Consider the following 12,663-nt stretch of genomic DNA (forward strand, 5'->3'; position numbering starts at 1 on the left):
GCGTCTCCTCGATGGTTCTCAGGGGCCGGCCCGCGGCGCCGGGGGCGGCAGCGGCAGGTCGAAGCCGAAGCAGGCACCCTCGCCGGGCGTCGATCGCAGCCACAGGCGCCCGCCCAAATGTTCCACGATCCGACGGCTGATCGGCAAGCCCAGGCCGGTGCCCGCCGGCCGGTCCAGCGCATCGCCGCCCTGGCGAAACTTCTCGAAAATCACCGCCTGCTCGGCCGCGGGCACCCCCGGTCCATTGTCGTGCACTTCGACGGTGACCTGGGGTGTGCCATCGCCGGCCAGGGTCGGAAAGACGCGCACCCGCACTTGCCCCGTCTCGGCCGAGACGAACTTCGCCGCGTTCGACAGCAGGTTCATGAGCACCTGCTGTAGCCGGTCGGCGTCGGCGCGCACCGGCAGCAGACCGGGCGGCAGCTCCAGCGCCAGCCGCGCCCCGCGATCGCGCAGCAAGGGCTCGGCCGCTTGTGCGGCCCGCTGCACCACCGCCACCAGGTCTACGTCGGCCACGTCCCAGACGGCATGCCCGGATTCGATTTTGGCCAGATCCAGCACCTGGTTGACCAGCCGGGTCAGGCGCTCGGTCTCGGCCACAACGATGCCCAGGAACTGCTCGCGCTGCGCCACATCCATGCCGGGATCGTCGCGCATGATTTCCGACAAGGTCCTGATCGAGGTCAAGGGTGTACGCAGTTCATGCGTCACCGACGACATGAAGTCGTCCTTCAGGCGGTCGAGCTCTTGCAGCCGCTCGTTGGCCGCGCGCAACTCCGCCGTGGCGCGCTCCAGCGATCGAGATTTCTCCTCCAGCGCGCGCGACAGGGCCCGCAGCCGCCCGGTCTCGCGCAGAATGCCGAGCACGTCCTCGACGCGCAAGGGCTGCTCCTCCACCACCGAGGCCACCAGTCGCCGCGCCGTTGCGCTGCCCACGGCCCCCGCCAATTGCGTCTCCACCCAGTGAACCAAAGCCGCATCCGCCGGCAGGGCTGCCACCGGCACCCCACGCGCGCGGGCCTGCTCGTCCAGCAGCTCGCGCGCGCGCTCCGCACCCAGCACCCGCGCCAGCACCGCCTCCAGCGCCGGCAGGGAGGCTTCGCCGCGCCAGAACACAGGGCAGTCCTCCCCGCCGGTGCGTTCGAACACATCGACGAACAGCAGCGCCTGGCTGGTTTCGACTGCTTCGGGCCGGCGCGCGAGTGACACGCCGACATACAGCCCGACGTTGACCAGCAGGCTCCAGAACAGCGCGTGGGTAAGCGGATCGAACCCCTGCAGCCCCAGCAGGGCTTCGGGCCGCAGCCAGTCCACACCGAGCAGCCCCTCGGTCACGAAAGTGGCGGGCAGCCACCCCGATTTGGCGAGGGACGGCAGCATCAAGGTGTAGGCCCAGACCACGAAGCCGCCGAGCAGCCCGGCCATGGCCCCGTCGCGGCAGGCACCTTTCCAATACATGCCACCCAGCAGGGCGGGGGCAAACTGGGCCACAGCGGCAAAGCTGATCAGGCCAATGCTCACGAGCGCGTAGGCATCGCCCGCCACCCGGTAGTACCCGTAGCCCAACAACAGCAGCACCAAGATCGCCCCGCGGCGGATACGCAGAATGGGGCGCGTCAGATCGACCGGAGCGCGGCCCCGCACGGCGTGCCGCAGCCACCACGGCAACACCAGGTCGTTGCACACCATGGTCGCCACCGCGATGGTCTCCACGATCACCATGCCGGTGGCCGCCGACAACCCCCCGATGAATGCCAGCAGCAACAGCGCCTCGGCCCCGGCGGCCTGCGGCAGCCGCAACACGAAAATCTCCGCCTCGGAGGCACTGCCAAACCACAACAACCCGGCCAGCGCGATCGGCAGCACGAACAGGTTGATCAACCACAGATAGAGCGGAAACACCCAGGCCGCGCGGCGGATGTGCCGCTCATCCACCGCCTCGACCACCATGACTTGGAATTGGCGCGGCAGCAGCAACACGGACAGGCCGGCCAGCACCGTCAAGGCCAGCCAGCTCGACCAGGCGAAGGTGCCGGCGTCACCGAGTGTGAGCAGCCGCGCCAGCTCCGGCACCTGGCGGGCCCGCGCGACGATATCCCCCCACCCGTCGAACAGCCCCCAGGTGACATAGACGCCCACGGCCAGAAACGCCACCAGCTTGACCAGCGACTCGAGGGCAATGGCGGCTACCATACCCTCGTGCCGCTCGGTGCTGTCCCAATGGCGCACGCCAAAGGCAATGGTGAACGCTGCCAACCCCAGTGCCAGATAGAAGGTGCTCTCGCGCCACCAGGGGGGGGCACCGATGCCGTGCGCCACTCCGTCGGTCACCACCGCGTAGGCGACGGCGATGCCCTTGAGCTGCAGGGCGATGTAGGGGACGATGCCGACCACGGTGATCAGCGTGACCAGCCCGGCCAGTGCGGGGCTTTTGCCGTAGCGGCTGGCGATGAAATCCGCGATGGTGGTGACGCGGTAGGTGCGCGCGATGCGTACCATCCTGCGCAGGACGGCCCAGCCCAGCACCATGGCCAGTGTCGGTCCCAGGTAAATCGGCAAGAACCACAGACCGCCGCTGGCCGCACGCCCCACGCTGCCAAAGTACGTCCAGGCGGTGCAATAGACCGCCATCGACAACGCATAAACCCACGGGCTGCCAATGGCCGAGCGCCTTTGGCGTGCCCGCCCGTCGGCCCAGTGGGCCACGCCGAACAACACCCCGAGGTAGGCAAACGCTGCGGCGATGACGAGCGCGGGCGACATCGACTGTCTGCGCCACCGGGCGTCAATCCGGCACGCGCTCCATGAACCAGGCGAGCACAGCGATCAACGCGGCCCACGCGGTGAACAGGGCCACCACGAACGGGGCGGCGCCCCCCGCTCGCTCACCCCAGAAGGCCCAAACCGCCAGCAGCGGAAAGTTGAACGCCAGCACGCCCAGCACAAACAGGGCCCACAGCCGCGGCTCCTCGGGGGACGGGTCGGGCGATGGCATGGCGGGGCGTGGTCAGGAACGCGGTGAATCAGTCCCCGGACGCCAGCCGGTGCCAGGTGTCGATCACCGTGTCCGGGTTCAGCGAGATCGAGCTGATGCCGCGCTCCATCAGCCAGCGCGCAAAGTCCGGATGGTCGCTGGGCCCCTGGCCGCAGATGCCGATGTACTTGCCCTGGGCGCGGCAGGCTTCGATCGCGCGCTCGATCAGCGCCAGCACCGCCGGGTCGCGCTCGTCGAAGTCGTGCGCCAGCAGCTCCAGCCCGGAGTCGCGGTCCAGCCCGAGCGTCAGCTGGGTGAGGTCGTTGGAGCCGATCGAAAAGCCGTCGAAGAACTCGAGGAACTGCTCGGCGAGCACGGCGTTGCTCGGGATCTCGCACATCATGATGAGCTTGAGGTCCTGCTCGCCGCGCTTGAGCCCCATCGAGGCCAGCAGCTCGGTGACGCGCCGGGCCTGCGCCAGCGTGCGCACGAACGGCACCATCACCTGCACGTTGGTCAGACCCATCTCGCCGCGCACACGCTTGATCGCCTCCACCTCCATCGCGAAGGCCTCGGCGAACTCGTCGCTGATGTAGCGCGCCGCACCGCGGAAGCCCAGCATCGGGTTTTCCTCGTCGGGCTCGTAGCGGCTGCCACCGATCAGCTTGCGGTACTCGTTACTCTTGAAGTCCGACAGCCGCACGATGACCGGCTTGGGCCAGAACGCCGCGGCGATGGTGGCCACGCCCTCGGCCACCTTGTCGACGTAGAAGGCGCGCGGGCTGGCGTGGCCGCGCGCGGCCGACTCCACCGCGCGCTTGAGGTCCACATCGACATTGGGGTAGTCGAGGATGGCCTTCGGGTGCACGCCGATGTTGTTGTTGATGATGAATTCCAGCCGCGCCAAGCCGACGCCGCCGTTGGGGATTTGCGCGAAGTCGAACGCCAGCTGCGGGTTGCCGACGTTCATCATGATCTTGACCAGCAGCTGCGGCATCTCGCCGCGCTTGACCTCGGTGACCTCGGTCTCCAGCAGCCCCTCGTAGATGTGGCCGGTGTCGCCCTCGGCGCAGCTGACGGTGACGAGCTGGCCGTCCTTTAGCGTCTCGGTGGCGTGGCCGCAGCCGACCACTGCCGGAATGCCGAGCTCGCGCGCGATGATCGCGGCGTGGCAGGTGCGCCCGCCGCGGTTGGTGACGATGGCGCTAGCGCGCTTCATGATCGGCTCCCAGTTGGGGTCGGTCATGTCGGTGACCAGCACGTCGCCAGGCTGCACCTTGTCCATCTCGGCGATCGAGTGCACGATGCGCACCTTGCCGGTACCGATCTTTTGGCCGATGGCGCGGCCGCTGGCCAGCACCGAGCCCTTGGCCTTGAGCTTGTAGCGCAGCTCGACCTGGCCGGCAGCCTGGCTCTTGACCGTCTCCGGCCGCGCCTGCAGGATGTAGATTTGGCCGTCGACGCCGTCCTTGCCCCACTCGATGTCCATCGGACGGCCGTAGTGCTGTTCGATGACCAGGGCATAGCGCGCCAGCTCCAGCACCTCGGCGTCGGTCAGGCTGTAGCGGTTGCGTTGCTCCACCGGCACGTCCACCGTCTTGACCAGCTTGCCGCCGGCGGCCTTCTCCTCGGGCGTGGCAAACACCATCTGAATCAGCTTGCTGCCGAGGTTGCGGCGGATGATGGCGTGCTTGCCGGCTTTGAGCATCGGCTTGTGGACGTAGAACTCGTCCGGGTTGACGGCGCCCTGCACCACCGTCTCGCCCAGGCCGTAGCTGGCGGTGATGAAGACGACGTCCTGAAAGCCGCTTTCGGTGTCGATGGTGAACATGACACCGGAGGCGCCCAGGTCCGAGCGCACCATGCGCTGCACGCCGGCGGAGAGCGCCACCTCGCTGTGCGCAAAGCCCTTGTGCACGCGGTAGCTGATCGCGCGGTCGTTGTAGAGGCTGGCGAAGACCTCCTTGATCTTGTGCAGGATTGGCTCGATGCCGACGACGTTGAGGAAGGTCTCCTGCTGGCCGGCAAACGACGCATCGGGCAAGTCTTCGGCGGTGGCAGAGGAGCGCACCGCGTAGCTGGCGTTCAGGCCCCCGTCCAGGCGGTCGTAGGCGTCGCGGATTGCGGCCTCCAGCTCCGGCGGGAACGGCTGCGCCTGCACCAGCGCGCGGATCTCGGCGCCGGTGGCCGCCAGCGCCTTGACGTCGTCTGCGTCGAGGCTCGACAGCATCGCGTCGATGCGCGCATCCAGCCCACCGTGCTTGAGGAACAGCCGGAACGCATGCGCCGTGGTGGCAAAGCCCGTCGGCACGCGCACGCCTTGCGGCAGCTGCGAGATCATCTCGCCGAGACTGGCGTTCTTGCCGCCGACGATCTCGACGTCGGCCATGCGCAGCTGCTCGAACGGCACGACGAGCGCATCGGGGGGAAAGCGATTGGACATGGTTGAAGACTCCACGATGTTGAAAAACCGGTCCCGCAGCCGGTGGGCGCTTGCTTGTCGTTGTTCGCGGCCCCCGAAGCCCCCGGTGCGCACGGCCGACACCGACCATCGCACCGAGTCGCGATAATGTGTCGATTGTAAGTTCCCGCCCCCGCGCCGGCACAGCCCGGCCCGCCAATCGACCATGCCCAACCGCACTGCTTTCTTCGTCTCCGACGGCACCGGCATCACGGCCGAAACCTTTGCCCGCGCCATCCTGACGCAATTCGAAATCGACCCCAAGTGCGTGCGGCTGCCGTTCATCGACGACGCCGACAAGGCCCACCAGGCGGTGCGTCAGATCAACCACGCCGCGGCGGTGGATGGCAGTCGCCCGCTGGTCTTTACCACCGTGGTCAACATGGAGGTGCTCGAGGTGCTGCAACAGCACTGCCAAGGCATGCTGATCGACATGTTCGGCACCTTCATCGCGCCGCTGGAGCACGAGCTGGGCATGAAGTCCAACCACCGCGTCGGGCGCTTTTCGGACGTGGCCAAGAGCCGCGAGTACCACGACCGCATCGAGGCGATCAATTTCACCCTGGAGCACGACGACGGCCAGACGAACGACAACCTGGAAAAGTCCGACGTGATCCTGGTCGGCGTCAGCCGCAGCGGCAAGACACCCACGTCGCTCTACCTGGCCATGCAGTTCGGGCTCAAGGCGTCCAACTACCCCTTGATCCCCGAGGACTTTGAGCGCCGACAGTTGCCCCCAGCACTGCTGCCCCACAAAAAAAAGCTGTTCGGCCTGACCATCGATCCCCAGCGCCTGAGCGAAATCCGGCACGAGCGACGCCCCAATTCGCGCTACGCGAGCTTGGAAAACTGCCGCTACGAGGTACGCGAGGCCGAATCGCTGATGCGCCGCGCGGGCATCCGCATCCTCTCGACCACGCACAAGTCGATCGAGGAGATCGCCACCATCATCCGGCAGGATTTGGAAGAGCCCGCCGCGCGCTAAACCCCTCGGCCGCTGCACGGCTGGTCACAGGGCACCGGGGCGGGGATGGCGCGTGGCCCGGTAAAAGTGCAGGATGCGCTGCACGTAGGCCCGCGTCTCGGGGTACGGCGGCACGCCCCCGTAGCGGTCCACCACCCCTTCGCCCGCGTTGTAGGCGGCGCACACCAGGGCCACGTCGCCATCGAAGCGATCGAGCAGCCAGCGCAGGTAGGACAGGCCCCCGCGCACGTTCTGCTCGGGGTCGAACGGATTGCGCACGCCAAAGCGCTCGGCCGTGTCGGGGATCAACTGCATCAGCCCCTGGGCGTTGCGCGGCGAGACGGCACGCGCCTCGAAATTGGATTCGGCCCGCGCGATGGCCAGCGCCAACCGCCCGTCGACGGCAAAACGCGGCGCCAGCCGCTGGATGAGCTGGGCATGGCGGCGCTTGTCAGGGGGCAGCGCCGCCACGAAGCGCTCCACCACCTCGTGCGGCACGGCCTGCTCGGGCGGTGGCCGATCGAAGCGCGGCGGCTCGCCCCCAGTCAGGCAGGCGGGCAGATCGTCGGGGCGCCCTGCGCCAACGGGGACGGCCGGAGTATCCGCTGCGCTCGACGGTCCATCTCGTGCCCGTGACTGCTGCTCCAGAAGCCCCTGGGACTCGCGATGGCCGATCTGCGCGGCCTGACGCAGCAGCGCCCAACCCTCGGCCTCGCCGGCGGGATCGCGGCGCTCGCGCAGGAAAAGCGCTCCCAGCCGGTAATAGGCTTCGCCGCTGCCGAAGCGGGCGGCGTCGCAGTAGCGCGCCGCCGCCGTCGCGGGATCGCTCGCCCGCTCGGTCGCCCAGCCCTCTTCGATCCAGCGCGAAAGTTGGGGGGGCTCATCGGTCCACGCTGGCGGGGCGACGTCCGGCCACGCCTCGGCCCTCGCCCAGGCCGTCGCGCCCAACGCCAGGGCAGCGACCCCCAGCGCCGTCAGGAACGCCGGGCGCGCGACTTGGGCTGGCCAATGCCGTGCGCGTGGCGGGCCAGGGCAAAGGACAGAAAAATCTTCATCCACAACGTCGTTCCGGCAACCGCCACCCAGGCCTGGTACTCCAGCCAACCCATCAGGACCGCCACGATGACGCCCGCCAGCACGCCGCCGCCTACCAGGTTGATCGTCATCTCGTACGGGGCCCACCGCTCGGCGTCGGCCGGGGGTTCGCCCTTCTTCAGGGCCACCTCGGAAAAATCGCGGCGCACCAGAATGCGCCACGCGCGCCGCAGCCAAAAGAATGCCACGGGAAACAGCGCCAGGAAAAACAGAATCTTGATCGGATAGATGCTGACCATTGCGTCCTCATCAAAAAAGCCCCGCCGGCCGAGCCGGCGGGGCTATTGTCGTCGGGCGCGATGCCCGACGCACATCGCGCTCAGTGCGCGACGGCCGAGCCCGCGCCCTTGGGCACGCGGACCGACTCGACCAGGTCCTGAATGTGCGACGGCACCGGCTTGGACACCGCGCTGACCGCGAACGCCACCACGAAGTTGACGATCGCACCGACGGTACCGAAGGCTTCCGGCGTGATGCCGAAGAAGCTGTTGGCGCCGCCGATGAGGTTCAGGTACTCGGTGCCCTTGACGAAGAAGATGCCCTTGTGCGCAAACACATAGAACAGCGTGACGAACAGGCCGGCGAGCATGCCCGCCACGGCGCCGGAGCCGGTCACCTTCTTGCTGAAGATGCCCATCATCAGCGCCGGGAAGATCGTCGAGGCGGCGATGCCGAACGCCAGCGCCACGGTGCCCGCGGCGAAGCCCGGCGGGTTCAGTCCCAGGTAGCCGGCGACGACGATGGCGCCGGCCATGGCGATCTTGCCGGCCAGCAGCTCGTTCTTCTCGCTGATGTTGGGGTTGATGGCGCCCTTGATCAGGTCGTGCGAGATCGCCGACGAAATCGCCAGCAGCAGGCCCGCCGCGGTGGACAGGGCGGCGGCCAGACCACCCGCGGCAACCAGCGCGATCACCCAGTCGGGCAGCAGCGCGATTTCGGGGTTGGCCAGCACGATGATGTCGGCATTGACGGTCAGCTCGTTGCCCTTGAGGCCAGCGGCCTCGGCCTTGGCCTTGACAGCCTCGTTCTTGGTCTTGTCGTTGTAGAACTGGATGCGGCCGTCGCCGTTCTTGTCCTCGAACTTCAGCAGGCCTGTCTTTTCCCAGCGCTTGAACCATTCCGGACGCTGCTCATAGGGCAGCGCGGATTCGGCCGCGAACAGGTCCGCATTGGCCTTGACGCGCTCGGCGTTCACCCGGACGCCACCGGCGGGATCCGGCTCTACGCCGACCGCGGTGTTGACGGTGCCGATCAGGTTGAGGCGCGCCATACCGCCGACCGCCGGGGCCGTGGTGTAGAGCAAGGCGATGAAGACGAGCGCCCAGCCTGCGGAGGAACGGGCATCGGAGACCTTGGGCACCGTAAAGAAGCGCACGATGACGTGCGGCAGGCCGGCCGTGCCAATCATCAGCGACACGGTGTAGAAGAACATGTTGAGCTTGCTGCCGGCCACCGCGGTGGTGTACTCGGCAAAGCCCAGATCCCTCACCACCTGATCCAGCTTGGCCAACAGCGCGACGTCCGTGCCTTTGAGGTCGGCACCAAGGCCCAGCTGCGGCAGCACGTTGCCGGTCAGCGCCAACGAGATGAAGATCGCCGGCACCAGGTAGGCCAGGATCAGCACGATGTACTGCGCCACCTGGGTGTAGGTGATACCCTTCATGCCGCCGAACACCGCGTAAGCGAACACGATGGCCATGCCGATGTAGATGCCCATGTCACTGGAGACGCCGAGGAAGCGCGAGAACGTCACCCCCACGCCGGTCATCTGGCCGATGATGTAGGTGATGGAGGCCACCAGCAGGCAGATCACGCCGACGTTGCGCGCGGTCTGCGAGTAGTAGCGGTCACCGATGAACTCGGGCACAGTGAACTTGCCGAACTTGCGCAGGTACGGCGCCAGCAGGCAGGCCAGCAGCACGTAGCCGCCGGTCCAGCCCATCAGGAACACGGCGCCGCCATAGCCCATGTTGGAGATCAGGCCAGCCATCGAGATGAACGACGCCGCGCTCATCCAGTCGGCCGCGGTGGCCATGCCGTTGGTCACCGGGTGCACGCCGCCGCCGGCGACGTAGAAGTCGGAGGTGCTGCCGGCGCGCGACCACACCGCGATGCCGATGTACAGCGCAAAGGTCGCGCCGACGACCAGATAAGTCCAGAGTTGCAAACTCATGGTGCGCTCCTTCGGATCAGTCTTCGGCCATGCCGAACTTGCGGTCGATGTCGCCCATCTTCTTCGCGTACCAGAAGATCAGCGCGATGAAGATGTAGATGGACCCCTGCTGGGCGAACCAGAAGCCCAGCGGATAACCGCCGAGCTTGATGCGGTTGATGGCATCGGCAAACAGGATGCCTGCCCCGTAGGACACCAGGAACCAGATGACCAAAACCTTGGTCAACAGCCCCAGCGTCGCGGACCAATAGGCCCGGGCGTTGCTGTCAAGGGACATGATGGATCTCCTCGGATACACATGTAGGAATCGGCGGTGGATGCCGCCGGCCGGAACATCGCTCGGGATGCGCAATGTTGCTGGGCGCAATATCTGGAGGAATGCTTACAGCGGCCTGATGATTCCGAGGAAAACGGTCAAAACTAGGGTAAGTCCTAACCCTCGCGGGTATCCGGAAGCGCCACGCAGACCCATTGCCCGGGGGCTGGGGCCTCGCGCGGCCAATGCCCGGCGTCAGGGGGCACGGCGGTACATCCCAATTGCAGGGTGTAACGAACGGCGCGGATCACCCCCGCGTGGGTGATCCAGACGTGGTCGCCCACACCGTCTGCCATCGCGGTGCGCAGGGCGTGCCGCACGCGGCGCAACAGCATCCGCACGGATTCGCCACCACCAGGACAGTAGTCGGCAAAGTCCGCTGCCCAGGCGTCGAGTTCGGCGCGCGGAACGTCGTCCCAGGGGAGGCACTCCCAGGCGCCGAAATTCAGTTCGCCCAGGGTGGAGTCCAAAACGGGGGCTGCAAGACCGGGGCGTCGCTCCTGCAGCGCCTGGGCAAGCTGGCGCGCCCGACGCAGCGACGAGACGCGCCAACCAAAGCGCGCCGGCAACGCGGCGTCCAGCCGCCGAGCCGCGGCGGCCGTAGCCACCGGGTCGGCGGGAATGTCGCTCGCCCCGTAGCAGACGCCAGGGGGCGAGGTAGTAGCAGCATGGCGCACGAGCCACAAGCGCACGGCCTCAGCCCCAACCGCGGGCCTGCAGCCCCAGCCCGACCACCAGCCCCAGATAAAAAGCCAGCTCCGTCATCTGCTGGGTGGCGCCCAGCGTGTCCCCGGTAAAACCCTGCAGGCGCCGCTGCAGCCACCGGCGCATGGCCTCCAGCGCGCCCCCCGCCGCCACGACCGCAGCACCCCACGGCGCAGACGGCAACAGCCCCACCACCAACGCCATCGCGGCGGCCCACCAGCTCAGCCCGACGATCGCGGCGGACGGACCAATTGCATCCGCCAGCGGCTTGGATTTGGAGCGTGGCGTATCCCCCACATGCGGCAGGGTGCGGATGATCCACAGCGGGGCCAGCCGCGACGTGACATGGGCGGCGAATAGACCGGCGGCCGCCAACGCCGTGCCGTGCTGGGCCAGCAGCGCCAGCAACCCCACTTTGGTCAGCAGGGCCAGCACCAGCGTCACCGCCGCATAGCTGCCAATGCGCGAGTCCTTCATGATCTCCAGCGCCCGCTCGCGCTCGACCACGCCGCCCAGAGCATCGGCCGTGTCGGCCAACCCGTCCTCGTGGAAGACGCCCGTCAGGACCACGCTCGCGGCCGTGGCCAGGGCGGCCGCCACCCAGGCCGACGCGGGCTGGGCCGGCAGCACCCACAGGGCCGCGGCGCACACCACGGCGCAAGCCCCGCCGACCAGCCACCCCACCCCCGGAAAATGCGCCGCACTGGCGCGAAGCATCGCCGGCGAATAACCGACCCACGCCGCTAGCCGCCCGGTCACCGGGATGCGCGTGAAAAACTGCAGCGCCAGCAAAAAATGCCGCACGCCGTTGGCCAAGGCGACCAGGAGGCGTGGGGGCGTCTCCGGTTCCGTCATGCGGTTGCTCCAGCGCGTCAGACGGCGGTGGACGCCGGATCCGGCGCGGCACGCGCCACGCCGGCGGCGCCGAAACTGGCCATCTCGCGCAGGATGGCGCAGGCCGATACCAGCAGCGGCCAGGCCAGTGCGGCGCCGGAGCCCTCCCCCAGCCGCAGGCCGAGGTCCAGCAGCGGCTGGGCCTTCAAGTGCGCCAGCAGCAGCGCGTGGCCGCGCTCGCCGGAGCGGTGCGCAAACACGCAGCGCTGCAGCACATGCGGGCGCAGCCGCGCCGCCACCAGCACCGCCGCGGTGGTGATGAAGCCGTCCACCACGATGACGCGCCGCTCGGCGGCGGCCTGCAGCACGGCGCCGGTCATGGCCGCGATCTCCAGCCCGCCCAGCGCCGCCAGCGCATCCAGCGGCTCGGTGGCCTGGGCGTGGCGCTCGAGCACCCGGCGCAGCACGTCGATCTTGCGCTGCACGCCGGCGGCGTCCAGCCCCGTGCCGGCACCGGTGCAGTCGGCGATGTCCAAGCAGGTGAGCCGACTCATCAGCAGCGCCGCGGCGGAGGTGTTGCCGATCCCCATCTCGCCCAGCAGCAGCACGTTGCCGGGCAGCCGCCGCACCAGCGCGATGCCGTGGCGCAGCGCCGCACCGCACTGCGCCGCGGTCATCGCTGGCTTCTGCAGCGCGTCCGCCGTGCCCCACGCCACCTTGGCGTCCACCAGGCCGGGCCGCGGAGCGAACGCATGGCGCACGCCGCAGTCCACCACGGTGAGGGCCAGCGCGTGCTGGCGCGCCAGCACGCTGACCGCCGCGCCGCCGGCGAGGAAGTTTTCCACCATCTGCCAGGTGACGTCGCTCGGGTAAGCCGACACGCCGTGCGCGGCCAGCCCGTGGTCGGCGGCGAAGACCACCAGTTGCGGCTCGCGCAGCGCCGGCTCCTCGGTGCCGAGGATCAGGCCGAGCCGCTGCGCCAGCGCCTCCAGCCGGCCCAGCGACCCCAGCGGCTTGGTCTTGTCGTCCAGCAGCGCCTGCAGACGCGCGGCCAACGCCGCGTCGTGCAGGTCGGGCACGGCGGGCAGCTCCTCGGGGTTTAAGCTTGTCATCGCGGACTCCTCATCGTTGGGGAATGTTT

General features: G+C 68.4%; 11 protein-coding genes. 1 reads left to right on the plus strand and 10 read right to left on the minus strand.

Features of this window, described 5'->3' with window-relative positions; all coding sequences use genetic code 11:
* Positions 1-18 precede the first annotated feature (18 nt).
* The 3 genes from V7026_RS00255 to ppsA are packed head-to-tail and all read right to left on the minus strand — an operon-like array spanning position 19 to position 5,417.
* The gene (locus tag V7026_RS00255; RefSeq protein ID WP_334153238.1) at positions 19-2,763 is read right to left on the minus strand and encodes a sensor histidine kinase; all 2,745 of its coding nucleotides are present in this window, start codon (positions 2,761-2,763) and stop codon (positions 19-21) included.
* A gap of 22 nt (positions 2,764-2,785) precedes the next feature.
* Complete coding sequence (locus V7026_RS00260) at positions 2,786-2,995, minus strand: hypothetical protein (protein ID WP_334153239.1); 210 nt, start codon at positions 2,993-2,995, stop codon at positions 2,786-2,788.
* Positions 2,996-3,023: 28 nt separating this feature from the next.
* A complete protein-coding gene (gene ppsA, locus V7026_RS00265; protein ID WP_334153240.1) occupies positions 3,024-5,417 on the minus strand; it encodes a phosphoenolpyruvate synthase in 2,394 nt (797 codons plus the stop codon).
* 184 nt (positions 5,418-5,601) lie between these two features.
* On the opposite strand from ppsA, the gene ppsR reads away from it, so the two are divergent.
* A complete protein-coding gene (gene ppsR / locus V7026_RS00270; RefSeq protein WP_334153241.1) occupies positions 5,602-6,420 on the plus strand; it encodes a posphoenolpyruvate synthetase regulatory kinase/phosphorylase PpsR in 819 nt (272 codons plus the stop codon).
* Between the two features lie 24 nt (positions 6,421-6,444).
* Here ppsR and V7026_RS00275 read toward each other — a convergent pair whose 3' ends face one another.
* The 7 genes from V7026_RS00275 to cobT all read right to left on the minus strand — a co-directional run bounded on the left by V7026_RS00275 (position 6,445) and on the right by cobT (position 12,634).
* A complete protein-coding gene (locus V7026_RS00275; protein ID WP_334153242.1) occupies positions 6,445-7,347 on the minus strand; it encodes a lytic transglycosylase domain-containing protein in 903 nt (300 codons plus the stop codon).
* Positions 7,348-7,373: 26 nt separating this feature from the next.
* Entirely contained in the window at positions 7,374-7,733 is a 360-nt protein-coding gene (locus V7026_RS00280) for a hypothetical protein (protein ID WP_334153243.1), read from the minus strand.
* 80 nt (positions 7,734-7,813) lie between these two features.
* Positions 7,814-9,667 carry a sodium:solute symporter family protein gene (locus tag V7026_RS00285; protein WP_334153244.1) on the minus strand — a complete coding sequence of 618 codons (1,854 nt, stop codon included), beginning with the start codon at positions 9,665-9,667 and terminating at the stop codon, positions 7,814-7,816.
* 16 nt (positions 9,668-9,683) lie between these two features.
* The gene (locus V7026_RS00290) at positions 9,684-9,944 is read right to left on the minus strand and encodes a DUF4212 domain-containing protein (protein ID WP_334153245.1); all 261 of its coding nucleotides are present in this window, start codon (positions 9,942-9,944) and stop codon (positions 9,684-9,686) included.
* Positions 9,945-10,099: 155 nt separating this feature from the next.
* Positions 10,100-10,675, minus strand: a complete 576-nt coding sequence (locus V7026_RS00295; protein ID WP_334153246.1) for a histidine phosphatase family protein — start codon at positions 10,673-10,675, stop codon at positions 10,100-10,102.
* Positions 10,676-10,679: 4 nt separating this feature from the next.
* Positions 10,680-11,543: an adenosylcobinamide-GDP ribazoletransferase gene (locus V7026_RS00300; RefSeq protein WP_334153247.1), complete on the minus strand. Its 864-nt coding sequence runs from the start codon at positions 11,541-11,543 to the stop codon at positions 10,680-10,682.
* A 17-nt stretch (positions 11,544-11,560) separates the two neighbouring features.
* The gene (gene cobT, locus V7026_RS00305; RefSeq protein ID WP_334153248.1) at positions 11,561-12,634 is read right to left on the minus strand and encodes a nicotinate-nucleotide--dimethylbenzimidazole phosphoribosyltransferase; all 1,074 of its coding nucleotides are present in this window, start codon (positions 12,632-12,634) and stop codon (positions 11,561-11,563) included.
* Between the last annotated feature and the right edge of the window lie 29 nt (positions 12,635-12,663).

Source organism: Tepidimonas sp. (assembly GCF_036825565.1).
Taxonomy (GTDB): Bacteria; Pseudomonadota; Gammaproteobacteria; order Burkholderiales; family Burkholderiaceae_C; genus Tepidimonas.